14 protein-coding genes are annotated in these 25051 nt (G+C 49.2%); all 14 read right to left on the bottom strand.

Annotation, left to right across the window (positions count from 1 at the left end; translation table 11 throughout):
* Nucleotides 1–27 precede the first annotated feature (27 nt).
* Nucleotides 28–1293 (bottom strand): glycosyltransferase, encoded by a 1266-nt coding sequence (locus SOW26_RS06290; protein ID WP_276958588.1) that lies wholly within the window; start codon nucleotides 1291–1293, stop codon nucleotides 28–30.
* A gap of 192 nt (nucleotides 1294–1485) precedes the next feature.
* Nucleotides 1486–2802: a hypothetical protein gene (locus tag SOW26_RS06285; protein WP_320652094.1), complete on the bottom strand. Its 1317-nt coding sequence runs from the start codon at nucleotides 2800–2802 to the stop codon at nucleotides 1486–1488.
* 21 nt (nucleotides 2803–2823) lie between these two features.
* Nucleotides 2824–6615 carry a leucine-rich repeat domain-containing protein gene (locus SOW26_RS06280; protein WP_320652093.1) on the bottom strand — a complete coding sequence of 1264 codons (3792 nt, stop codon included), beginning with the start codon at nucleotides 6613–6615 and terminating at the stop codon, nucleotides 2824–2826.
* A 99-nt stretch (nucleotides 6616–6714) separates the two neighbouring features.
* Nucleotides 6715–8847 (bottom strand): hypothetical protein, encoded by a 2133-nt coding sequence (locus SOW26_RS06275; RefSeq protein ID WP_320652092.1) that lies wholly within the window; start codon nucleotides 8845–8847, stop codon nucleotides 6715–6717.
* 62 nt (nucleotides 8848–8909) lie between these two features.
* Nucleotides 8910–12731 carry a leucine-rich repeat domain-containing protein gene (locus tag SOW26_RS06270; protein ID WP_320652091.1) on the bottom strand — a complete coding sequence of 1274 codons (3822 nt, stop codon included), beginning with the start codon at nucleotides 12729–12731 and terminating at the stop codon, nucleotides 8910–8912.
* A 94-nt stretch (nucleotides 12732–12825) separates the two neighbouring features.
* Complete coding sequence (locus SOW26_RS06265; protein ID WP_320652090.1) at nucleotides 12826–17253, bottom strand: leucine-rich repeat protein; 4428 nt, start codon at nucleotides 17251–17253, stop codon at nucleotides 12826–12828.
* A gap of 52 nt (nucleotides 17254–17305) precedes the next feature.
* Nucleotides 17306–18277 carry a sulfurtransferase gene (locus SOW26_RS06260; protein ID WP_276959657.1) on the bottom strand — a complete coding sequence of 324 codons (972 nt, stop codon included), beginning with the start codon at nucleotides 18275–18277 and terminating at the stop codon, nucleotides 17306–17308.
* Nucleotides 18278–18540: 263 nt separating this feature from the next.
* Nucleotides 18541–18945 carry a CBS domain-containing protein gene (locus tag SOW26_RS06255; protein ID WP_154475439.1) on the bottom strand — a complete coding sequence of 135 codons (405 nt, stop codon included), beginning with the start codon at nucleotides 18943–18945 and terminating at the stop codon, nucleotides 18541–18543.
* Nucleotides 18946–18970: 25 nt separating this feature from the next.
* Nucleotides 18971–20290, bottom strand: a complete 1320-nt coding sequence (locus tag SOW26_RS06250; protein ID WP_320652158.1) for an aspartate kinase — start codon at nucleotides 20288–20290, stop codon at nucleotides 18971–18973.
* 117 nt (nucleotides 20291–20407) lie between these two features.
* Nucleotides 20408–21154: a TIGR03936 family radical SAM-associated protein gene (locus SOW26_RS06245; RefSeq protein ID WP_320652157.1), complete on the bottom strand. Its 747-nt coding sequence runs from the start codon at nucleotides 21152–21154 to the stop codon at nucleotides 20408–20410.
* Nucleotides 21120–22994, bottom strand: coding sequence for a TIGR03960 family B12-binding radical SAM protein (locus SOW26_RS06240; protein WP_276959659.1), 1875 nt, complete (start codon nucleotides 22992–22994; stop codon nucleotides 21120–21122). Before SOW26_RS06240 ends, SOW26_RS06245 begins: the two co-directional genes overlap by 35 nt.
* Nucleotides 22995–23020: 26 nt before the next feature.
* Complete coding sequence (locus tag SOW26_RS06235; protein WP_320652089.1) at nucleotides 23021–23776, bottom strand: YlmH/Sll1252 family protein; 756 nt, start codon at nucleotides 23774–23776, stop codon at nucleotides 23021–23023.
* A 5-nt stretch (nucleotides 23777–23781) separates the two neighbouring features.
* Nucleotides 23782–24312 carry a cell division protein SepF gene (locus SOW26_RS06230; protein WP_154475431.1) on the bottom strand — a complete coding sequence of 177 codons (531 nt, stop codon included), beginning with the start codon at nucleotides 24310–24312 and terminating at the stop codon, nucleotides 23782–23784.
* A gap of 15 nt (nucleotides 24313–24327) precedes the next feature.
* Entirely contained in the window at nucleotides 24328–25038 is a 711-nt protein-coding gene (locus SOW26_RS06225) for a YggS family pyridoxal phosphate-dependent enzyme (protein ID WP_320652088.1), read from the bottom strand.
* Nucleotides 25039–25051 lie beyond the last annotated feature (13 nt).

Genomic DNA, 25051 nt, shown 5'->3' with positions numbered 1-25051 from the left:
CCTTTCTCTTTCATTTTTTACCTTTTTTTATTTCCCCCTTTTCAGCCAGTCAAGAAACTGTCTGAGCGGCTTCGTCATCTTCCAGATGGTAGAAGTTTCATAAATACGGATCCTCTCTTCCAGCTGACGGGAATGCTCCTTCCAGATCAGACGCTCTGCTTCTGTTTTTTTATAAGCCTCCGCATAGCCGTCTGAATGCTTTTTATAATCTTCTGCCAGCTTCCGAAAATCCTCGGTTTCTTTTTGACACTGTCGAAGGATCGCTTCCTTTTGTTCTCCCTCCGCCAGCTTCTGGCAGATCCACGGGTCTACATAGAAATGCTCCTTCCCCCACGCATAGATATCGTAGATCGTTTTATGAAAATGGGTATACAAAAGATCTACTGCCCCTTCTTCCTCCAGAACTTCCCGGATCTTCCAGTATCCCAACAGCTTCAGGTCACAGCCGTCCCTCATACATTTGGACAGCACAAACGCCCTTTCAAATGCCAGCTCCAGCGGAGTCGCCGACTCCGGATTTTCAAACAGTTCCTGAAAATATTCCCGAAATTCCCTGTCCGACAGCCTTTCTATCAATTCCTTCCGGATAATACATTCCTCGTTGAACGTCCGGATCAGATGACTGGTCGTAGAGCTGCTGACCTGATCCTGGGACTTCACGTCCCAGCGAAACCAGACCAGAGGCCTGGGGATCACATAGATCGGCGCCATTGTAACGATGCGGACCCACAGATCCAGATCTGCCACCTGTGAAAACAGGATCTGCAGTCCTCCTGATCGTTCAAAAATATCCCTTCTGATCAGGGAAGAGGGATGGCACAGCGTATTTCCATGCAAAAGAAAATGCTTTAAATAGTCTTTCTGTGTGTGAAAGATCGTGGAGAAAACCCCTGCCATCTGCGGACACTGCGCCGTGATATCCCTTCCTTCATCATCCACCAGAGTTACATTGGTAAAGCAGGCGCCGTATTCCCTGTGGGTTTCCATGATCTGCATCTGTTCCTCCAGCTTGGTAGGATACCAGGCATCGTCACTGTTGATGAAGGCAATATACTCTCCTTTGCATTCCTGCAGAGCCGTTTTGACCGTGTGACAGTAAAAGGAATTTCTCCCGGCAGAAAAAATCCGTATCCGCTCATCACGAAAAGAATGCAGGACTTCCAGGGAGCCATCGGTGGAACCATCGTCCACAATCAGAAACTCCCAGTCTGTCCATGTCTGCTTCTGTACGCTTTCGATTGCCCTTCTCAAAAATCTTTCCCGGTTATAGGTACACATTACTACACTGATCATAGTCGGACTCTCTTTCTTGGTCTGTTCTCGTTCCGGCTGCAGGAAGCCACCTTTCTTTGCCAACAATATTTTTCATTCTATCTGATTTCAAAAAAGATAGCAACCCTTCCTGCCGTAGGATTGCTATCGCATTTTCTGTAAGATGCCATCAGGACATCGAATATTTTTGTATGTTATTTTGTCTGCTGCATCTTATCCGATCCATACTCCGTTTGCACCGAACCGGTACCGGATCCCGCCAACGGATAGTACTGTCTGTTCTGCCATGGCTCCGCTTCCCTGCAGATAATACCAGACTCCGCCCTGATTCAGCCACCCGGTATGCATAGCTCCGCTGCCGGAAAGGTAGTACCAGGTGCTTCCGTCCTTGATCCAGCCGGTTTTCATAACTCCTGTTTCTCTATCCATAAAATACCACTGTCCGCCTACGCTGATCCAGCCGGTCATCATCTGCCCGTTTGCCGGATTCAGGTAATACCAGTGCTCCCCATCTTTCAGCCAGCCGATGTGCATGGCCCCGCTGCCGGAAAGATAGTACCAGGTGCTTCCGTCTTTGATCCAGCCGGTTTTCATGGCTCCTGTCTCCTTGTCCATAAAGTACCACTGTCCGCCTACGCCGACCCAGCCGGTCATCATCTGCCCGTTTGCCGGATTCAGGTAATACCAGTGCTCCCCATCTTTCAGCCAGCCGGTAGACAGCACATTGCCGTCCCGGTAAAAATACCAGATCCCGTCCTTTTTTATCCATCCTTTTGGTACGATATCCTCCGGTCTGGAAAGTGTCAGGATCACCTCTTTTCCAACAAATGCAGAATCGTGATTGACGGAAGAGAGGATCCCCTGATTTTCATCGTAGGGATCGGCTGAAACCGAAAACACGGCGGTCGTGGCGGCGATCCAGTTCTGTCCTTCCAGCAGCTCCACTGTCATTGTGGTATCCACGTCCCAGCTGGTAACCGGATAAGTCAGGATTCCCTGCTGATCTGACACCAGAACATCCGGATCTCCGTTTTTGACCCGAAATTTGATCCCGGGAAGCGGATTTCCTTCTTTGTCCTTTACCAGCGCCCTGAAATGTAGCAGATCACTGGCTGTGGTCCCTTTTTTAGAAACAAGGAATCTGACTCCGCTTTCTGAAGCCGGCTGCCCATTGATCAAAGTGATAGAAGGCGTGCCGTCTTCTACCTCCACATGTACCCGCACCATTCCCGGTGAAGAAAAGAAGGCATAAGAGGGATCCATATAGATCTCATAATCTCCCGCCGAAAATTCATCCGGTTTCCATTTTAACACCCCATTGTTGGCATACATTTTGAGTCCTACCTGGTATTTCGTGTCCCAGCGGATAAACCGAAGATTGGCAGGATTGGCGCTCCCGTCCATCATGGCTACCGGGATCCGCAGCTCTGTCATCCTGTCTTCCGCCAGTGCCTCCTGCTTAAAGATCAGAAGCATAAACAAGGCACATAGGCCAAAAAGAATCCGCCTTTTGAAAGTCGTCTGCTGCATATTCCTACTCCTTTTGCTTTTTTAACCGATCCATACCCCTGAGGCGTCAAATCGATAATTCATTCCTTTGATGTTTAACTGTGTATGTTGTGCCATGGCTCCGTCTGCCTTCAGGTAGTACCAGATGGTTCCGCTCTGCAGCCAGCCGGTATACATAGTTCCATTGCCGTTTAAGAAGTACCAGATACTTCCGTCCTGGATCCAGCCGGTTCTCATAGCTCCCGTTTCTCTGTCCATAAAATACCACTGTCCGCCTGCGCTGACCCAGCCGGTCATCATCTGTCCGCCTGCCGGATTCAGATAATACCATGTACCTCCGCTTTGCAGCCAGCCGGTCTGCATGGCCCCGCTGCCGGCAAGGTAGTACCAGGTATTGCCGTCTTTGATCCAGCCGGTTTTCATGGCACAGGTCTCCTGATCAAAGAAATACCAGATCCCGCCAATCGTCTGCCAGCCGGTCACCGCCTTACAGTTTCCGTCAAAATAGTACCAGGTACCGCCAAAGTTCTGCCACTGTCCGCAAAGAGCGTAACCGGATCCATTAAAGTAATACCATTGTCCGTCGATCTTCTCCCATCGATTCATCGGATAGGACCCATCTGCCAAGCGATACCACCAGCCGGTTCCGTCCATCCTCCATTCGTTCAGGGCCGGCGGTACCATCCGTTTCTCCAGCTGCTCTATCGCCTGCTTCAGCGCTTTTTCCGCCGCATTCACTTCTTTTGGAAGCGCTTCAAAGTCTTCATTCACTGCTTTTGCCTGAGACAATGCCTTCAGGAAATTTGCAAAGGACTCTTCTGTGAACATCTCCTTTTTTCCCTCCAGTAAAGCGGCCTCCTCCAATTGTTTTTTCAAAGTCGTCTTATCTGCCTCTTTTAAGGCTTTCAGCGTGTAGGTCAAAGTCAGTCCGTCTTCATAAGGCTTTCCGTCTACCGTATCCAAAAATCCGCCGTAGACTCCGTCCTTTTTCTTTACCCGGTAAGTATGTGTATCCGAAGTCGTGTATCTGTCGTCGGACAATGTTACCGTAAAGTCCTTCTGTGCATCAAAAGGCATCAAAAATACTTCGATCAGCCCCTGCTTGTCCGATGGTGTCAGATCCAGCTTTTCTCCTTCACTTTCCACTGAAAACTTAATTCCTGCAAGCGGCTGCCCTTTCCCGTTTACGACTTTCGCACGAAATACCCCCGGTTCACAGGTTTCCGGCTTTTTAGGAGTCACCGGTACCAGCTTCAGCATAGCATCTTCCAGTTTTGCTTTCTCTGCATCCACCGCTTCCTGTGTGGCATCCGGATCCTGATAGATCTTCTTTGCTGCATTCAGGACCTCCACCAGTTCTTTAAATCCACTTTCGTAATTTTCCGCCTTCAGGTTGGCGCAGGCATCTATCAATACTTTGATAGCCGCCTTATCGGCAGCTCTGGCCAGCGCTTCTCTCCCTGCTTTCAGTTCCCCGCAGGCTCTGTCCACCTGTGCCTGATCTGCTTCCTTGTCCTCATAAACAGCTTTTGCCGACAGATACACCTCTTCATATTTTTTCCAGCTGGAGGCGGTATAATAGGCGGAAGTATAGCTGTCTTTCAAAGAGATTTCCTCTGCCAATGCCGCCTTATTCGGAACCTTCTTCAGTGATCCTTCCGCCTTCCTCAGATCTGCGGCAGCCTGGTTGTATTCCTCCTGGGAAGCATTTGTCTTTTGCAGTGCATCCTCTGCCCGTGCGATCTGTTCTGTCAAGGCCCGGAAGGTAGACGGCAGATAATCGGAAGCTTTTTTCTCTTTTGCCTGTGCCGTCATTGCCTCCAGCACCGTCTTGTCCGGCTTACGTACAGCGGTAGCCTTTGTGGCCGGATTCACAGTCACCGTCATTTCAAATCCGGGAGAAACCTCCTTGCCATTCACCTGTTTGATGTAGAGCTCACCGTTCTTTTCTCCGATCGTAAGCTTCACAGTGGAGATTTCATAAGGCTCTTCTACGCATGCCAGAATATCCCAGCTCTGTCCGGCTTTGAAGGCAGGCGTGGGGCGGAAATAGGCGATTCCCGTAGCCCCGTCAGAATATTCATTGTAGGCGTTGGCTCCTGTACCACTGTGGCGGATCTGAAACTTGAATGCTCTGGCAAACAGATGTCCGTTTTTATCCGTCACTTTCACCTTCAAAGCGCGCACCACGTCTGTCCTTGTCAGTCCCTGAAAGGCAGCCGTCAGATTCTGTGCAGCCACATTGACCCTCTCCTGTCCGGCCTCCATATCTTCCAGGGCAGACTTTGCCTCATCGTAGGCCTGTCGGTATGCATCCCAGGACGCTGCGGTATAAAGAAATTCCTCTTCTGTCTCAGACGACTTCTTTAGGGCATCCTCCAGGACAGATTTATCCACATACTCATTCTTGGGCGTGACTACAATCACAAATTCTTCCAGTCCGGTGACTTCCTTTCCATTGACCGTAAAGGTCTTTCCGCCTTTCAGGCGATATTCCACTCTTGCCGGAGACGCTACATAATCAGTTCCGCTGATCTCCACCCACGGATCATTCCATTCATCCCAGGGTCTGTGGGGAATCGTCAGGATTCCTGACTCGTCTGAAACAAATGAGGTGGTTCCCATGGAATGCCTTGTAAACGAAATCCCCGAAAGAGGTTTTCCTGTCTTATCCACGATTTTGAAAATCAGGCGGTCCAGTACCGGTACCTTGACATTTCCCTCTTCCCACTGGGGATAGGCGTCAGGAGCCTCTCCGCTTTTTACCTTTTGGAGATTACTCCTTACTGCTTCCATTTTTTCAGAGGGGATGTATGTCTTTTGTTCTTCTGTCAGGGAGTCATAGGCTTCCAGCACGGCTTCTGCCGCATCTGTGTCGCCGGAAGTCATGTTACTGAGGCTGAATTTCCCAAACAGCTGATTGACATGAATGGCTGCAAACAGATCTTCTTTGTTCAGTCCCTCCGGAAGAAGTGTCCGTTCCTTTACCAGGTTGGTCAGTCCGGCCAGTGCTCTTACATCTGTAATATTGGGATTTTTTGAAAGATCCAGCTCTTCCAGACTTCTAAGCTTTCCAATAGGAGTAACATCCGTCAGCTGATTTCCGCCCAAAAGGAGTGTTTTAAGAGTTTTCAGGTTGGACAGATCCGGAAGGGCAGTGATCTGATTAGATGACAGATCCGCATACTGAAGAGCCGTCAGCCCGGTCAGCACACTCGCATCTTTGATTTGATTCTGCCGTATCGTCAAAGTGGAAAGTTTTTTCATATTGACCAGCGCAGAAATGTCTTCGATCTGATTACTGTCCAATTTCAGCAAAGTCAGATTGGTCAGCTTTTTCAAGGGATCAATATTCGAAATATTGTCACTGATCAGCTGGATACTTTCCAGTCTGGTCAGATCTGCCAGTGGTGAAAGGTCCCGGATGCTTGCCCCCTCTTTGATATTGGTAGAGGTAATTTCCAAAACCTGCATATTTGTGGCATATTGCAGTCCTTCCAGATTGTCGATCCAGTACTGCTGCTTCCATGTAGCAAAATTTTCCGGATGGTTGCACTGTGCATAAGACAAATGTCTGACCCCTTTTAAGATTTCCGGAGTCATCTGTATCGGTTCCTTGATGGCGTTCAAGGAAGCCCGGACAGCCCAGTGCAGGGCCGGATCCCGGATCACTTCATTTTCTCCCGGCGGATAGACATCCACTTCCTCCAATCCGCCGCAGTTGGCTGCAAAAACCTCGGACATACCACTCCCGATCATAGAAGAAGAGATGATTACAGCCGCTGCTGTGATGGCTGCAAACACCTTCCTTCCGATACCGCACTTACATTTCATACTGTCACCTCTCTCTTTCCCCTGACCCGGATCCTTGTATCAAAGATCCGGATCTGTATTTTTTCATTTTTTATTTTTGGAAACTCCGCGGATGCAGGGCTATCCCACCCATGCCCCGCTGTTATCAAAACGATAATTTATTCCGCCTACGTTTAACAGGATGTCTGCCGCCATGGCTCCGTCTGCTTTCAGATAATACCAGACTCCGCCCTGATTCAGCCACCCAGTATGCATAGCTCCGCTGCCGGAAAGGTAGTACCAGGTACTTCCGTCCTGAATCCAGCCGGTACACATGGCTCCCGTCTCCTTATCCATAAAGTACCACTGTCCGCCTACGCTGATCCAGCCGGTCATCATCTGTCCGCCTGCCGGATTCAGATAATACCAGGAGCCTCCCTGATTCAGCCAGCCGGTGTGCATGGCTCCGCTGCCGGAAAGGTAGTACCAGGTACCTCCGTCTTTGATCCAGCCGGTTTTCATGGCACAGGTTGGCAGATCAAAATAATACCAGGCGCCGCTTATAAGCTGCCAGCCGGTCACCGCCTTACAGCTTCCGTCAAAATAGTACCAGGTGCCGCCAAAGCTCTGCCACTGTCCGCAAAGAGCATAGCCGGCGCCGTTAAAGTAATACCACTGTCCGTCGATCTCTTCCCACTGATTCACCGGATAGGATCCGTTTGAAAAGCGATACCACCAGCCGGTTCCGTCCTGTATCCATTCCCCGTACAATGGATGTACCTCCAAAAGAACGTCCATCAGAACATTCTCAAGACCTGTCTGATAGGTATAGTGAACCTCTGTGGGAGCTTCTCCTGCCATTGTCAGTATGCCGGTTGCCGGATCGTAGGTATACTGATCCGACGAGGCCACCGTAACCCTGGAAAGATCTGCCACCACCGTCTTTAGGTCGAACATCTTTCCTCCTTTGGTAACAGGACCATATACGTCCCGAACCTGTCTGGCTACATGTTCTGCTGAAAATCCCCAGATTCCACTGTATGCCCGCAGATCCAGCTCGGTCAGCCCATTATCCGAGCAGGTCAGGTCGGACAACGGCGCACCCGGAGCCAGACGGATCTCCTTGATCTGGGCTCTGTCACAGAAAAGGTATTCCAGTTCTTTGCAGTGGCGAAGATCCAGCGTCTGCAGATTTTGGATCAGGGTATCTTTGATATTCAGCGTTCTAAGCTGTGACTGGTTGGACAGATCCAGACTTCCGATCTTGGTCTCTGCACATTCCAGTCTCTTCAGATTTTTGTTCTGGGAAAGATCCAAGGATCGGATCTTGGTTCTGGAACAGTCCAGCCCCACCAGATTGGGATTCTTCCCCAGATTCAGCTGTTCGATCGGTGTATCATAGCATTCCAGGGTCTTAAATGCCGGAAAAGACGTCAGATCCAGGCTGCTGATCTGGGTATTGTAGCAGTACAGTTCCTGCATTCCAGGATTGCCGCTAAGATCCAGACTGGTAATGGCGGTATTGTCCACCATCAAAATGGCCAGCTTCGGATTGTTTTTTACATTCAGTTCTGTTACGTTTGTCCCGCTTACCCAGATATGCACCAGTTCCGGGTTCCGGCTGACATCCAAAGATTCCAGCTTAGAGCGTGTCGTGTAGATCTCGTATAGCTGCGGATTTTGAGTCACGTCGATAGAGGAAATATCCGTCCCGGAAAAATTCAGGGCAAACAGCTTTGGGTTTCTGGTCACATCCAGTTCTTTCAACTGGGTTGCATTGCAGTCCAGCCGGATCAGTCCGGGATTTTCGGTCACATTTAAAGATGCAATCTTTGTTTCATAGCAATACAGGATCTCCAGCGCCGGATTTCCCGTCACGTCAATCGCCTTCAGATTTTCATTATAGGAGCAGTCCAATATTTTCAATTTGGAGTTTCTGGTCACGTCCAGCTCTTCCACTTCACTGAAAGAACAGTTTAAGGATTCCAATTCCGTGAAATATTCAATTCCCTTCAGCGTGGTCAGGGACAGTCCCTCCTCGCTGAAATCCAAGGCCGTCACCGCCGCTCTTTCTTCCGGAGACAGACTCTTGTCGCCATTGGTATCGATGTTTGCTTCCACATAGCTGCGAAAGCTTTCATTGGGAAAGGTATCCTGGGAAACAGGAATTCCCTCCTCTGCCCTGGCAGAGTTTCCCATACATCCTGCCGTAAAAAGCACGCCTGCCGCCAGTAGGATCCCTTTGATCTGTACCGGCATCCATTTTGTTTTCATCTGTATTTTCCCCCTGTTGTCTTATCTGAGAATGTTTCAAAGTGTTTCCTTTTGGTGCGTGGCTAAGGAAGCCACACACCCGATCCGTCAAACCGATAATTGGTTCCGCCTACATTTACTACTGTATTTTCCGCCATGGCTCCGTCTGCCTTCAGGTAGTACCAGATGGTTCCGCTCTGCAGCCAGCCGGTTTTCATGGTTCCGTTGCCGTTTAAGAAGTACCAGGTACTTCCGTCCTTAATCCAGCCGGTACGCATGGCTCCCGTCTCTTTGTCCATAAAGTACCACTGTCCGCCTACGCTGATCCAGCCGGTCATCATCTGTCCGCCTGCCGGATTCAGATAGTACCAGGCGCCTCCTTGATTCAGCCAACCGGTCTGCATGGCCCCGCTGCCGGAAAGGAAATACCAGATGCTTCCGTCCTTGATCCAACCCGTTTTCATAGCACAGGTCTCCTGGTCAAAGTAATACCAGGCGCCGCCCACAAACTGCCAGCCGGTCACCGCCTTACAGCTTCCGTCAAAATAGTACCAGGTACCGCCAAAGCTCTGCCACTGTCCGCAAAGAGCATAGCCGGCGCCGTTAAAGTAATACCACTGTCCGTCAATCTTTTCCCACTGATTCACCGGATAAGATCCGTCTGCCAAGCGATACCACCAGCCGTTCTGATCACTGCGCCATTTCCCTGCCTCAGGCTGGGGATCCGGCTGAGGCTGTGGTTCCGGTTCCGGCTCTTCTTTTTCTTTTAATCCCAATATGGTATTTGACAGTCGGATTTTTGCAATTTCCACTTCACTTTGAAGAGCCTCTTCATCCGCATACACCGTTTCCGCTTTCTGCAGAGCATCCTGAAGCGATGCAATAGATTCCGGTGTATATTTCCCTGCTTGTTCCAGTGCCGTCTTTGCTTCCGCTATCTTTTCCTGCAGGCTGCTTTTTTCTGCCGGCTGCAGACTTTTTACTGTATAGATGATACTGATCCCATCCTGATAAGGTTGTCCGTCTATCTGATCCAGCACAGCGTAATAGGCTTCTTCCCCTTCCTTGGCCGTAAACGTATGGGTATCTTCCGTTGTATAGTTGGTATCTGCCAATTGTGCGGTGATCTCTTTTCCAATATCATAGGAACTGATGCGGAACTCCACCACTCCGTTTTTATCGGAAGCTTTTGCGGAAAATACCCCCTCTTCCGCATTACTGAACTGAAGTTTTACGCCGGATATCGGTCTTCCCTTTGCATCCAGAATATTTGCTTTGAACACACCGGATTCACAGGTGGCAGGGGCGGCGGGTTTTACGGGAATCAAATAGCCAAGCACTTCATTTAACTTTTTGACCTGTTCATTGATCTGTGCCTGTGTAACGTCTTCCTGCTCGTAAAGCCGGGCTGCCTTCTCTAACTCCTGTGTAAACAGATCGAATCCGCTTTCGTAATCTTCTGCTTTTAGTCCACTGCAGTCATCCAACAGTTTTTTTAGTTGATTTTTATTGCCTTTGTTTACCAGATGATTCCTTTTCTCCAGAAGTGCTGTTCTTGCCTGTTCCACCGCAGTCTCATCGGCTTCCGGGTCTTCATATACCTGTAAAGCCGCCGCATACTGATCTTCATAGGCTTTCCAGCTGGTGTTTGTATAATAGGAAGCCCTATGGCTCTCTTTCATGTTCAGTTCTTCCCGTAGCGCCGCCTTGTTGGGAAAGATCTTCAATCCGGCAAACGCATGCTCCAAAGCAGCTATAGCGGCGTTTATCTCTTCCTGTGTTTTTCCGGCAGCGGCTGCCTTTTCTCCTGCTTCTGCCGCTGTTTCCAGCGCCTGAAAAGTAGACGGGATGTACTCTGCTTTGTTCAAAGTTTTTGTCTTCGCAAGCTTCTCTTTCAAAACGGTCGGATCCGGTTTTCTTGTAGCCGTAGATTTTTCCGCCGGCTGCAGGGTAATATTCATTTCAAATCCATTGGTCACTTCCTGACCGTTTACCTTGCGAATGTAGATCTCGCCGTTTTGCTCCCCGGCTTCCACGCTGATCACCGGAAACTCATAGGGTTCCTCCGTGCAGGCATGCACCTGCCAGATCTGCCCGCTTTTATATGCCCGTGTGGGTATAAAATAAGCGACAGACGTGTTTGGGGCCGAATATTCGTTATAAGCGCCTTCCATGGTGTCGTTTCGATGCAATTGGAATTTAAAGGCTCTTCCAAACAGATTTCCGTTGCTGTCCTTTACCGTTACCTTCAGGGCTCGCAGGACACTGGATTTTGTCAGGGCTGCTGTCGCCTTGCTCAGAGCTTCTGTCGCCTGATCCGCCTGCAGCTGAGTAGCATCCACATTCTCCAGGACAGCTTTCGCCTCTTCCAGTGCTTTTTTATAAGGTTTCCAGCTATCTGCCGTATACTGCGTCTCGTGCTCCACCTCCTTGGTGGCCTCTACTGCCTTTTGCAGGTTGTCTTTATTGACATATTCTGCCGCCGGCACCACTACTATAGTGTATTCCTCCAGACCGGTCACCATCTTTCCGTTTACCGTAAAGGTTCTTCCGTCTTTGGTCTTATAGTCGATACGGGCAGGAGATGCAACATAATCACTTCCCTTGATCTCCACATAAGTATCCCAATAATCATCATTTAACCTATGATCTATCGTCAAAAGACCGTTTTCATCCGAAACATATTCCTTGGTTCCCATGGCATGCTTGATAAAGGAAATATTGGGCAAAGGATTTCCCTTTTTATCTACCACATGGATTTCCAGACGATCCAGTACCGGAACTTTTACATTATCTGCATCCCATTGGGGATAGGCATCCGGCGTCCCTCCGTTTTTCACCTTTTCCAGATTGCTTTGGATCGCCTGGATTTTTTCGGAAGGAATATAGGTTTTCTGCTCCTGTGTCAGTTTTTCATAGGCGCTCAGCGATTTTTCCACTGCTTCTACGTCAGAAGCTTTCATGTTGCTGATACTGAAATTGGCGAACAGCTTGTTGATATCGATAGCCGCAAAAAGATCTTCTTTACTGGTTCCTTCCGGCAGCATAGTCCTAGCTTTGTCCAGATTGGTCAAGGTCGCCAGAGCTTTGATATTCGTCAGATTCGGATTCCCTGTCAGATCCAATGCCCTGAGATTATGCAGCTTGCTGATCGGCGTGGCATCTGTCAGCTGATTATGGCTAACAATGAAGCTTTCCGCATTGGAAAGTGCCGACAGATCCGGAAGCGAGGAAATCTGATTGTAGGAAAGGTTGATATACTTCAGATTTTTCAGCCCGGACAGCATCTCTACATTTTTTATCTCATTTCTGCTAAGAGACAGCTGTGTCAATTTTTTCATCCCGGAAAGAGCTGACACATCCTGAATCTTATTACTGTCCAGATACAGAATCTCCATGTTGGTCAGCTTCTTCAGTTTGTCGATATTTGTAAGATTGTCATTGGGAAACTGTACATTTTTCAGTTTCGTCAGATTCTCAATAGGAGACAGATCTGAAAGGCTGGCTCCTTCTTTGAAAGCGGTGGATGTGATCTCAAGGATCTCCATATTGGTGGCATACTGCAGCCCCGACAGATCATCGATCCAGTATTGCTGTTTCCACTTGGAAAAATTTTCCGGATGATTCAGTTGGGCATAAGACAAATGTTTGACTTCTTCCATAACCTCCGGCGTAATCTTAACATGCTCTTTAACTGCATTCAAAGACGCTCTAACCGCCCAGTGCAACGCCGGATTTTTTACTACTTCCTCGGCTCCCGGGACATATACGTCCACTTCCTCCAGTCCGCCGCAGTTTGTCGCACGGACTTCTGTTTCTTTTGTAAACCATACGGAAGAAATCATCAATGCCGCAGCCAGTGCTGCTGAAAGGATCCTCTTCCCTGTTTTTCTTTTATTTTTCATATGTTCCCCCTGCTGTTATCTGACATAAGTGCAGGGAGAGACCTTTTCCATCAGACCTTTTTGTCTGTCAAAGATCTCTCCCGGATTGAATCTCTTATCCAATCCACACACCCGATCCGTCAAACCGATAATTGGTTCCGCCTACATTTACTACTGTACTTTCCGCCATAGCTCCGTCCGCCTTCAGATAGTACCAGATGGTTCCGCTCTGCAGCCAGCCGGTTTTCATGGTTCCATTGCCGTTTAAGAAGTACCAGGTACTTCCATCCTGGATCCAGCCGGTACGCATGGCTCCCGTCTCTTTGTCCATAAAGTACCACTGTCCGCCTACGCTGATCCAGCCGGTCATCATCTGTCCGCCTGCCGGATTCAGATAGTACCAGGCGCCTCCCTGATTTAGCCAGCCGGTGTGCATGGCTCCGCTGCCGGAAAGGAAATACCAGGTGCTTCCGTCCTTGATCCAGCCGGTTTTCATGGCACAGGTCTCCTGATCAAAGTAATACCAGGCGCCGCCCACAAACTGCCAGCCGGTCACCGCCTTACAGCTTCCGTCAAAATAGTACCAGGTACCGCCAAAGCTCTGCCACTGTCCGCAAAGAGCGTAACCGGATCCATTAAAGTAATACCATTGTCCATCGATCTTTTCCCACTGATTCACCGGATAGGACCCGTCTGCCAAGCGATACCACCAGCCGGTTCCGTCCTGCATCCACAGCCCTGCAGACTCGCTTCCCTGATATACAATGCGATGAGATTTGTCGGAAGCCTTCAGATTTTTGTGTTCCGGATTCTTTGTATAGCACGCTACCACATAGTCTCCGTTGACCCCTGCATTATTGGGAAATACACTCTCTGCCAGAAATTTCAGACTGCTGGGAAGCTGGACGGTTTCCAGATATCCTTCCTTAAAAGCATTGGTTCCGATCGTTTCGATCCCCTCTTCCAGGATCAGTTCCCGTAGAGAAAGGAATTTAAAGGTTCCCTCAAAAGCAGACTCCCCGATTTCCTTGACTGTTCCGGGGATGCGAAGCTGTGTCAGATGGTGGAGATGAAAGGCTTTTCTTCCAATCCGCACGACGGACGCCGGGATTTCAAGTGTCTCCAGTCTGGCTCCCGCGAATGCAAAATCATCAATTTCCGTAATGGTGTCCGGAAGTGTGACATGGGTCAGATTGATATTCATGGAAAAAGCTGCCTGGGGGATCTTTGTCAGTCCCCGGGATAAGGTAAGATCCACGATCTCATTGACGGAAAAAGCACCTTCCTTGATCGTCTTCACCGTATCCGGAAGTACTACCGCCTTCAGCTTATTGGAATGGAATGCCTGTTTTCCAATCTCTGTCAAAGAAGCCGGGAATTCCACTTTTTCCAGACTGTTGTACTGGAAAGCAGACTCTTCTATCGCTTGTAGTGTATCCGGAAGCTTCACGGTCTTCATACCGTTTGGCGAATAGATCCCGCTCTTTCCCTGTTCCCATTCTCCCTCCGGGATCTGGAACGCACCGGCTCCTATCCGGGTGATCGGTTCTTGGGTTTCCGGATTCACTTCCGGCAGTACCAGGTCCAGACAGCGTTTCCGCGTCTTGTGTCCCTGCTGGGACCAGCCGGTGACAGTGCCACCCTCATAGGTAAAATCTTCATTGCTCCAGCCGGTTCCTGTCAGCTTGTCGTATACTACTTTATGATACTGGGAGCTGGCATAGAAAATCCTGCCATTATCCTTCAGATGCGCCTCATTTGTTGTGCGGACCTTTACCACCGTTCCTTTCTGATTGGAAAACGTATCTTTTGCCAGCTTCTGCAGTCCCGCAGGAATATCGATCTGCGTCAGTAGCGTGTCCTTAAAAGCCTTTTTCCCGATCTCTGTCAATCCTTCCGGCAGAAAAACTTCTTTCAGACTGGAGCAGCAATCTCCCTGGGCAAAGGCGTTGTCTCCGATCTTTTTTACGGTGGAAGGAAGCGTCAGCGTAGTAAATCCGTTTCCGGAAAAAGCGAAATTTCCAATGCTCTCGATCCCCTCCGGGATGGTAACGGAGGTAAAGGTTTTTACCGGTGTGTTATTTACAAATGCACTGGCAGGGATCTCTTTCATTCCCCTGGAAATCACAACCTTCTCCAGCGTATCATTGGATCCGAAGGCCGCCGCTCCCAGCGTGGTAACGGAATCCGGAAGCACCACTTCCCTGATCTTGTTCTGGGCAAAGGCACGCATATCGATAGAGGTCAGCGTGCTGGGAAAGGCTACCGATTCGATTCCTGCGTCTACGAAGGCAAACTTCCCGATCCTGATCAGGTGAACCGGAAGTATCACTTTTTTAAATGCGACTCCCTCTCCGGCAAACAGACTGCCTCCTCCCGCTGCTCCGTCTCCGATGGCGATAATATCTTCTCCTTTCGTGTTCTGATTCGGGAAGATCAAAGTGTCCATGGAGGTTTTCTTCGCATGACCGCTTTCCGAGAATCCGGTTATGGTAGTGCCTGCCTCATCGTAGGTAAAGTCATTGACCGTCCAAACATCCTCCGCTTTTTTGATGGTAAAGGTGGCTCCCGCCACTTCCAGCGGCTTGTGCGCCTCTTCATTCGAGGTATAAGCCGGCACCGGCACCGTATGATTTCCGTCAAACGCCAGCTTGTTCATCTTTTGCAGTCCATATGGCAGATCCACCCGGGTCAGTGCCCCTCTGGCAAAAGCCTTGCTTCCGATCTCTTTTAAGCCGTCCGACAGAAAGAGGGACGTAAGAAAGCCTCCCGCGCCTCCCTGCTCAAAAGCGCTGTTTCCCACCTTGGTCACAGTTCCGGGAAGAGCCAGGGAAGACAGATGGTTTCCTTTAAAAGCAGACGCATCAATCTCCTGCAGTCCTTCCGGAAGACTGAGGGTTTCTATTGCCTGCCCTCCAAAAGCACCCCTTCCGATTTTCCGGATTCCCTTCGGGATGATCACCGTCTTTAAATTTTCATTGGACACATTGTTTCCTGTCAGTCCAAACACAGTAGGCATCAGTTCCGTCAGGCCGGCAGAAATCTGCACTTCCGCCAACATCCGGTTGTCAGAAAATGCCGCTCCGCCCAATGTAGTAACAGAATCCGGAAGCGTCACCTTTTTTAACTGATTATTGCTAAATGCCTGTATCCCGATAGATGTAACGGAATTCGGGATCACGACGCTTTTCAGAGCGCTGGAATGAAACGCCTTGTCTCCTATAGTCTCTACCGTATCGGGGATCTCTACGGAATCAAATCCTTCCTCTGCCGTCACGAAAGCTCCTATCGTCCCGCCTTTTCCGACAGCCTTTACCACTTCTCCGGTATCTGTGCGGGAAGGAAGGATCAGGTTTTTATTCTTCGCCCGTTTCTGGATCCCGCTCTCGGAAAGTCCTGTGACCGTATTCCCCTCATAGGTAAAATCCCGGATTCCCCATACTGTCTGGGTATCTTCTCCCTTTATCAGCTTCTGTACCCAGGATTTCTGGTTGGCGGCCGTCCTTCCCAGATGGTGAATCCGATCCAGCTGGAACAAAGCGTCGTTGTTGGTATACATATAAACGACTCCGGCTCCTTCCGCTTTGACTTTGTCCGGCGCCTCGGCCGGGATCTCCTCCATTCCCGGGTTCTTGAAAAAGCTGTACATAAAGACCTTTTCCGTATAATCCGGCAACGTGACGGAACGGATCTGGTTGTCAGCAAACGCCATATTGTCGATCTGGAACTGAAAATCGCAGGTAACGGGAAGCTGTACCTGACGCAGACTGTTGGAGGCAAACGCCTGGTTTCCGATCATCCAAAGCGTATGCGGAAACCGCACCTCCGTCATACGGTTGTTTTTAAATGCCGCAGCGTCAATAAACAGAATTCCCTCGGGAAAATCCATCGCTGTAAGATTATTATCAGAAAAAGCCCCGCTTTTGATAATGAAATTTCCTCTTCGTGTGATGGTGTGGGTGACTGTATCATCATAAGGGATCATCATATCTTCGGGAAACGTGATGGTCTCGATCCCCATTTTGGCAAATGCATTGGGGCCTACTCCTACTACCGTCTCTCCTGACGGCGCTTTCCCCGGAAGTACCAGATGCTTGTTGACCTGGATCTTTTCCTTTCCCGAATCGGACAATCCCAGGATCCCGGTCCCCTGAACCTGGATCTCACGCGTATAGTTGCATCCGCTTAAGGTATGCTCGATCATCCCGTAGGTAAAGTCTTCCGCCTGCCAGGGAGAAGAAGCGTCTGCTTCCCCGTCGGTGCCTTCCGCATCTGCAGCCTCTGCCGTTTCAGAAACCGGCTGTGTTTCCGGCAGTATCTGTGTTCTACTATCCGGCTCCACTGCTTCTTCCTGCCCGGAATTTCCGGCATTTGCAGCTTCTCCTTCCGTTGCTGCCGCTGCTTCCAAAGTATCCGCCTCTGGCACGACTGCCGATGATGCCCCGGAAGCTTTCGGATCCTCTCCTTCTGCCAGCGCTGTCATGGGGGCAGATATGCACAACATTGCTATTAAAAGCCACGCCATTATCCTGCTCTTTTTCATAAATACTCTCCTTTTCCTTCTGTCGCTCTTTTCTCCTGCCGTCGGATCCTTCCTACTCTACTTCGCCTGCTACAGACCATCTCCAGAAGGATTCTATGTAGTTATAGGAGGTTTCATATCCGCACATTTCCAAAACCACCTGCATATATGCGGACCGGATTCCTCCGGTGCAGTAGGCAGCCACCTTGTCGCCCGGTTCTACGCCTGCATCCTTCAGCATCTTCTGAATCTCTGTGTTGGATTTTAACGTCCCGTCCTCCTGAAACAGAGAGGTATAAGGAAAATGAATGGCTCCCTTTAAGTGCCCTCCTTTTGCCTCTCCATACAGGACCGCTCCGTCATATTCTTCTTTGCTTCGTACATCCAGGATCTTATAATCCGCATAATGCTCCTGAAGCTCCTCTGTTGTCACGATCTTGGAGGTATCTACCTGATCAACCGTCACCTCTGCCGGTTCCGGCTTGCTGGCGAACAACTGGGTAGCCGCCCCTTCTTCCTTCATGGCAGCGTAGCCTCCGTCTACGATCTTTACGTCTGTATACCCGCAGGCCAGAAGCTGGGTCAAAAGTCGGGCATCATCTCCCCAGCCTTCCTTTGCCTCTCCGATAATAATGATCTCTTTGTCCTTTGTCAGGCCCAGATTCCCCAGGATTTCCGACATCTTTTCTGCCGGAAGGTAGGTGGCATAGCCTGCATTTCCCTGACCCACGGACATTTCCGACCAGTCCTGCCAGGTGGTGGCGATAGCACCGCTGATGGTTCCCATCATGGCGGCCTTTTCCCCTCGGCTGTCCACAAAAATAGTATCTTCTGCGCCTACCCGGCCGGCAGCATATTCTGCATCCACGATCCATTTTCCATGGAAATGTCCGTCATCTTTTGTTTCTTCTGTCCCTTCAGCCTCTTCCTTTTCCTCTACCGTCTTTCTTTCCGCCGTAGGCTCCTGCTTCTTATGACATCCAAAAAGCAAAAGGCTGCCAAAAAGCAGCAGGGTCATCAGTAAAATTTTCCTGTTTTTTTTCATGTGTGTTCTCCTTTGTTGATGTATTTTTAGACAATTTGCCCAATTCGCTGTTTAAATTATACCTTGTTTGTTCTTTCCTGTCTAAGTGAAAAACTCTATAAGAACATGTGATATATAGTATTTTTCTATATATGTGACGCTATTTACGAGGACAATAAAGCCCACCCGTATTCTTTTCTGATAAATAAAAAAAAGAACGGCCCGTTCTTTCCATCATTTCCTTCTGGAACGGCTCGTTCTTTCTCTTCTTACGCTGTTTTATCTTATTTTTCCATTTTCTGATAACAGTACCCTATAATGTCTCTTCGGGTCACGATCCCGATAAAATGTTCTCTATCGTCCACCACCGGAACAAAATTCTGTTCCATGGCCCTTCCGATCAGGTCCTCCATGGCGGACTCTGCGGAAACGCTCAGATAATCCAGCCTTCTTTCGATTTTCATAATGCTGATATCTTCCGCTTCTTTCAGGTTCAGAAGATTCAGCTTCTTCAGAGTCCAAAGCAGGTCTCCTTCCGTAATCGTACCGATATACTTTCCGTCCCGGTTCAGAATAGGAATGGATGAATACTTGTGGTACTCCATGATTTCTAATGCCTGACGCAGCGTGTGGTAATCATAGATATATGCCAGCTCGCTTTTAGGCTTTAGAAAAAAGAGAATGTTCATTTCCGGTTTCCTCCAAATACAATCATTAGATCACCGTATTGACAAAGATATTGTAGATTGCATGGATCGCCACCTCAAAATCATGATTTCTGACTCCGATAATGATATTGCGCTCACTGGATCCCTGATCGATCATTTTTACGTTTACGCTGGCGTGAGCCAGAGCGGAAAAAATTCGGCCGGAGGTTCCCCTTGTGGCTCTCATCCCCCGTCCTACTACTGCGATCAGCGCCAGATCAGACTCCAGCTCCAGGCAATCCGGCTCCACTGCCCGGTGGATCCCTGCCAATACTTTTTGTTCTTTTTCCTCAAACTCATCCTGATGGACAAACACCGTCATGGTGTCGATCCCGGTAGGCATGTGTTCGATGGAAATTCCGTTTTCTTCAAAAATTGTCAGTACCTTTCTGCAAAATCCCACAGAACGGTTCATCATTGCTTTTTCAATGGTAATAGAAGCAAAATCCTTCTTCCCTGCGATCCCCGTAATGATAAATCTGGGTTTTCGGCAGGTGTCGGATACGATCAGCGTTCCCTCATCCTCCGGCACGTTCATATTGCGGATATTAATAGGGATCCCCTCTTTTTGTACCGGGAAAATCGCATCCTCATGCAGCACGGATGCTCCCATATATGCCAGTTCCCGAAGCTCCTGGTATGTGATCACGTCAATTCCCTTGGGATGTGGAATGATCCTTGGATCTGCCACCAGAAAGCCTGACACGTCCGTCCAGTTTTCATACAAGCCTGCGTGTACTGCCCTGGCCACGATAGATCCGGTCAGATCCGATCCTCCTCTGGAAAAAGTAAAAATCTTTCCGGACGGACTTGCACCGTAAAATCCGGGGATCACCGCCCGCTCCGTTTCTGCAAGGCGTTCTCTCAGCTTCCGGTCTGTCTCCTTAGGCAAAAATTCCCCGGTCTCATCAAATACGATGACTTCCGCCGCATCTATGAACGGAATCTCCAGATAGGCCGCCATGATCAGGCCGTTCAGATATTCTCCCCGGGAGGCCGCATAGTCTCTTCCTACTTTTTTTGTGAAATCTACACGGATCTTTTGAAATTCCGGGGTCAGATCCAGATGCAGTCCCAGTCCCTGGATGATGGAATCATATCGGTCTTTGATGGCCAGAAGCGCCTCTTCAAACTCCTCTTCCGAGATTGCCAGCCCATAACAGCTGTACAGCATATCCGTCACCTTTGTATCATCAGAAGTCCTCTTTCCCGGTGCAGAGGGAATCACATAACGTCTGTCGCTGTCTTTCCTGATCAGCTTTCCCGCCTTTTTAAACTGCTCGGCACTGGCCAGGGAAGTTCCTCCAAATTTTACCACTTTTACCATATTTGCTTCCTCCAAACTGCCTTCCTTAGACTTTCCTATCTTACACGATTTTTTTATGATTTGCAAGAATTCGCGTAAGAGACGTCAAAGGGATGGCAAAAGACATCAAAGAAGCTTTTACTGTGCTGTTTCCTCCCGATATTCCAGGGAATCCAACGGACAAAATCCGTTTTCTGTCCTGGCATACAGATCCGTTCGGTGATACGAAAAGAAATATTCCCCGCCTTCTCCCAGATACTCCAGAAAGGTTTTCATAACCAGTTCCGGTTTCAGGTTCTCGTTGCTTCCGGCTGCCAAAAACAGACAGAGCTTTTCCTCCTCCATTTCCATCTGGTAGATCATCGGGCGAATATCCACAAGGGTCTCTTTGCTTTTCGTCTTTTTCCACACAGGGAGTTCTTTTTGCCCTAAAAAAGCAGGCAGAGCTTTTTGCCATGTTTCCGGAAAGGGCAGCGCTTCTTCCAGGGATCTTAACGAGGCCAGAAGCCTTACCTGGTAGGAGGCGGCGGCTACGATCGTCATCCCTCCTCGTTTTTTATCCGGATCGATCACCACCAGACCGACTACTTCCACTCCGTCTACCATAACCTGATTGAGCTTTTGGACAGTCTCTTTCAAATATGCTTCTTCCAGAACGATTCCTTCGCAAAATTCCAGATCCATATATTCTCCGTCACTGGTGATGCCAAGCCCCAAAGGCTGGGCAAAAGACAGGATCATATGAGGGCTGTACCCTCCTGAAAAGGCAACGGGGATCTCGGCCCGCCTCAATGCTTTTTGGAAGAAACGCATCATGTCCAGGTGTCCCACATATTTCATACTCCCCCATTTACGAAACTTCATCCTTGCTTTCAAGACAGACACCCCCTTTATATTTTCCCGCTCCACAGCCCATGCATCTTTCTTTACAGTTGGGCGTTACTTCGGCTCCCTGCGCCCGCTGCCACTCTTTTTGCAGAAACCTTTTTGTCACCCCAATATCAATAAAGTCCCAGGGAAAAAGCTCCTCCATCTTTCGTTCCCGATTGTTGTAGAACCGGATATCCAGCCCTTCTTCTTCAAAAGCCTCCACCCATTTTTCATAGGAAAAACATTCATTCCAGGCATCATAAAGACAGCCTTTTTTATAGGCTCTGCAGATCACGGCTCCGATCCTTCTGTCTCCTCTGGCAAACACGCCCTCCAGCACGGTAGTTTCGGCATCGTGCCAGTGATATTTCAGGCTTTTCCGGTTCAGCTGCTCCTGAAACTCCCGCTTCACATCAGCGGCTCGCTGCACATACTCCTCGTAATCGTACATGGGAGCCCACTGGAAAGGCGTGAAAGGCTTGGGGATAAAGAAGGACGTGCTGGAAGTGATCTGGCACTTTCCGTTTCTCTTATCTTTCGGGATCTCATAGTACTTCCTGGCGATCTTGTCTGCCAGCCGCGGGATTTCCTTCCGATCCTCCAGGGTCTCATTAGGAAGTCCCAGCATGAAATACAGCTTTACTTTGTTCCATCCTCCGTCGAAGGCCTGCTGTGCGCCTTCCAGAATGATCTCCTCTGTCAGCCCTTTGTTGATAACGTCCCGCATCCTCTGAGAGCCTGCTTCCGGCGCAAACGTCAGACTGCTTTTCCGAACATCCTGCACCTTTTCCATCACCTCCAGAGAAAACGCATCGATCCTGAGAGAAGGCAGGGAAATGTTGATCTTCTTTTCCTGAAACTCCTCGATCAGAAAGGTCACCAGTCCCCTCATATCCGGGTAATCGCTGGAGCTTAGAGAACTCAGGGAGATCTCTTCATGCCCGGTAGAAGCAAGCATCTTTCTGGCATATTCTTTCAGTGTCTCAAGGCTCCTTCCTCTGGTAGGCCGATACAGCATACCTGCCTGACAGAACCGGCAACCGCGGATACAACCTCTTTGTATCTCCAGTACCACTCTGTCCTGCGTCACCTTAATGAAAGGAACCACCGGTTTTACCGGGTAATACGCCCCGTCAAGGTCCATTACCACCTGTTTTTGAATGACAGGCTTTGCGCAGGAACGATTTGGTGTAAAAGATGCCAGCAGTCCTTCCTTCGTATACGCCGCATCGTAAAAAGCAGGTACATAGATCCCTTCGATCTGCGCCGCCTTTTCCAGATATTCCATCCGGGAACCGCCGGCCTGTCTGTTTGCCTTATACAGATCCAGCAGTTGATCATAGACGGTTTCTCCTTCCCCGATATAAAACAGATCAAAAAAATCCGCCAGGGGTTCGGGATTATAGGTGCAGGGACCTCCGCCGATCACGATAGGATCTGATTCTTCCCGTTCCTTTGCCAGCAAAGCGATCCCGCTAAGATCCAGGATCTGTAAAATATTGGTGTAACACATTTCATACTGGATGGTGATTCCAAGGAAATCAAATTCTTTGATGGGATCCTGGGATTCCAGGGCAAACAGGGGAATCTTTTCCTGACGCATACAGGCGTCCAGATCCAGCCAGGGCGAATACACTCTCTCACACCACACATCCTCCCGCCGATTAAACATCCCATACAGGATCTGGATTCCCAGATGGGACATTCCGATCTCGTATACATCGGGAAAACACATGGCAAAACGGATATTCACCTGCTCTTTGTCTTTCATCACCGAATTTACCTCGCCCCCGATATAGCGTGCCGGTTTTTCTATTTTCATCAAGATATCGTCAGAAAGTGCCAGTCTGCGCATAATTTTCCTCTTTTCTTAAACTTTTTCTATCCAAATTTCTTTACCTGAATCAGATGCCTTCCTTTTTTGGTAACGGACAGTTCCCCTTCGTAAACGATCCGTCCCAGCTGTCGAACAGAGATCACATCGCCTTCTTTTAAGTGGAATCCATTACTGAAAATCATCTTTCCGTTGACAAATGTTCTTCCGCCTTCGATCAGGGGCACGATCTTGCTTCTGGAAAGAGGATAAGCCACTGCCAGCACCGTATCCAGCCGAACCGATGCCACTGTTCCCGTAAGAAGCTGGCAGGAAGGAAGATAGGTTTCCTCCGGCTCCTCCTGTTCTTTTACCCGTACTGACTGCCGTCCGATCCTGGTCAGCTGTTCTGTAATGAATGCTGCCATCTCCCGTTTTACAAAGACCACCGCGCTTTTTTCGTAGACCAGAATATCTCCGATCTTGCTGCGTTCGATCCCCAGGTGGACCAGAGCCCCCAGATAATCCCGATGCGACATTCCTACCGCAAACTTGGAGGCGGTAGGAAGGATCTCCAATGGCGTAATGGGATATCCGGACGCACAACAAAGAGCATCAGGAAGAAAAGCTGCTATCTGACGCTCTGACATCTCATATCCGCCAAAGGTCTCATACTCTGTGTAAAAAAGATCCTTCGGTGTTGTATGCAATATATGAAGTTCATTCAGATTCAAAAAATCCGAAAAAATCACAATCCCCTTGTGAAAAGCCATCTGAGAAAGTTCGATCAATCGTTTTCTCAGCAGCGCCTCCTCCCGGTCCATTCCTGCTAAAACCTGGAACGCATGGAAGACGCATCAAAAGAAGTATTCAAAAGATCCTGCAGATCCCCGGAGATATCCACATTAGTAGGCGTCACCAGGAAGATGTAGCTGGACACCTTCTGAAGATTCCCGCTGATGGCAAAAGTAGCGCCGGAAGTAAAATCAATGATTCTCTGAGCCACTTCCAGATCCAGTCCTTCCAGATTCAGGATCACTGTCCGTCCGGAAAGCAGTGTCTCTGTAATCTCTCTGGCATCGTCCACAGAATTGGGCTTCATTACACAGACCTCCATGGCCGCCGGTCTTCTGGAGGACGGACGCATCGCCGTCACCTTGCTTCCCGTTGTCCTGGAAGTTCTGGCAGGCACGTCTTCTATCTCCTCTTCCGCCTCTTCCCGTCCTCTCAGCTTGCTGAAAAGATTCGTCTTTGGCTTCTCCTCATATCCTTCGTCATCATCTACTTCGTTAAAGGGATCCTCATAGTCATCCCCATCGTCCAGTTTCATAATGTTTAAAAGCTTATCCAATACTCCCATTACAATTCTCCCATCTTATTTCTCGGTCATCCTGTTTTTGGCGTAATCACGACCGCCGAATATCCCGGTGCCCACTCTGACAAGAGTAGCCCCTTCTTCCACTGCCACCGGATAATCATTCGTCATCCCCATGGACAGGACATCCATACTCACATTATCAATGCTTTTTTCGGCAATGTCAACAGATAATTTGCGTAAATCCGCAAAAACCTGCCTGTTTTCTTCGGAATTTTCCACAAAAGGGGCGATCGTCATCAATCCCCGTACACGTATATGGGGAAAAGCTGCAATCTCCTCTACAAATTTCAAGGCTTCCCGGGGAGAAATCCCAAATTTGCTCTCCTCCCGGGCAACATTGACTTCTACCAGGATGTCGATGATCCGATCTTTTTTTGTAGCCTCCTGCTCGATGGTCCTGGCCAGCCGGATGGAGTCCACAGAGTGGATCAAATCCACCTTATCTATCACATCCTTTACTTTGTTCCTCTGTAAATGCCCGATCATATGCCAATGGATATCTTTGGGAAGGGAGTCGTACTTTTGAACCAGTTCCTGCACCTTGTTCTCGCCAAATTCCCGGCATCCCAGGTCATAGGCCTCCCGGAGAGTTTCCACGGGCCAGGTCTTGCTGACAGCGATCAGCGTCACCTCTTCCCTCTTTCTTCCCGCCTTTTTGCAGCTGTCTTCTACTTCCTGTATGGTGCGCCTTAAACGTTCTTCCAGCATCTTTCTCCTCTTC

It is taken from the genome of Suipraeoptans intestinalis, assembly GCF_034091795.1.
GTDB classification, from domain to species: domain Bacteria; phylum Bacillota; class Clostridia; order Lachnospirales; family Lachnospiraceae; genus Suipraeoptans; species Suipraeoptans intestinalis.
This window is presented reverse-complemented; position numbering and strand designations above follow the sequence as displayed.

Bases quoted from the DNA above. Each gene is read 5' to 3' on its own strand.
- SOW26_RS06290 (WP_276958588.1), bottom strand. From the start codon at position 1,293: ATGATCAGTGTAGTAATGTGTACCTATAACCGGGAAAGATTTTTGAGA.
- SOW26_RS06285 (WP_320652094.1), bottom strand. From the start codon at position 2,802: ATGCAGCAGACGACTTTCAAAAGGCGGATTCTTTTTGGCCTATGTGCC.
- SOW26_RS06280 (WP_320652093.1), bottom strand. From the start codon at position 6,615: ATGAAATGTAAGTGCGGTATCGGAAGGAAGGTGTTTGCAGCCATCACA.
- SOW26_RS06275 (WP_320652092.1), bottom strand. From the start codon at position 8,847: ATGAAAACAAAATGGATGCCGGTACAGATCAAAGGGATCCTACTGGCG.
- SOW26_RS06270 (WP_320652091.1), bottom strand. From the start codon at position 12,731: ATGAAAAATAAAAGAAAAACAGGGAAGAGGATCCTTTCAGCAGCACTG.
- SOW26_RS06265 (WP_320652090.1), bottom strand. From the start codon at position 17,253: ATGAAAAAGAGCAGGATAATGGCGTGGCTTTTAATAGCAATGTTGTGC.
- SOW26_RS06260 (WP_276959657.1), bottom strand. From the start codon at position 18,277: ATGAAAAAAAACAGGAAAATTTTACTGATGACCCTGCTGCTTTTTGGC.
- SOW26_RS06255 (WP_154475439.1), bottom strand. From the start codon at position 18,945: ATGAACATTCTCTTTTTTCTAAAGCCTAAAAGCGAGCTGGCATATATC.
- SOW26_RS06250 (WP_320652158.1), bottom strand. From the start codon at position 20,290: ATGGTAAAAGTGGTAAAATTTGGAGGAACTTCCCTGGCCAGTGCCGAG.
- SOW26_RS06240 (WP_276959659.1), bottom strand. From the start codon at position 22,994: ATGCGCAGACTGGCACTTTCTGACGATATCTTGATGAAAATAGAAAAA.
- SOW26_RS06235 (WP_320652089.1), bottom strand. From the start codon at position 23,776: ATGGACCGGGAGGAGGCGCTGCTGAGAAAACGATTGATCGAACTTTCT.
- SOW26_RS06230 (WP_154475431.1), bottom strand. From the start codon at position 24,312: ATGGGAGTATTGGATAAGCTTTTAAACATTATGAAACTGGACGATGGG.
- SOW26_RS06225 (WP_320652088.1), bottom strand. From the start codon at position 25,038: ATGCTGGAAGAACGTTTAAGGCGCACCATACAGGAAGTAGAAGACAGC.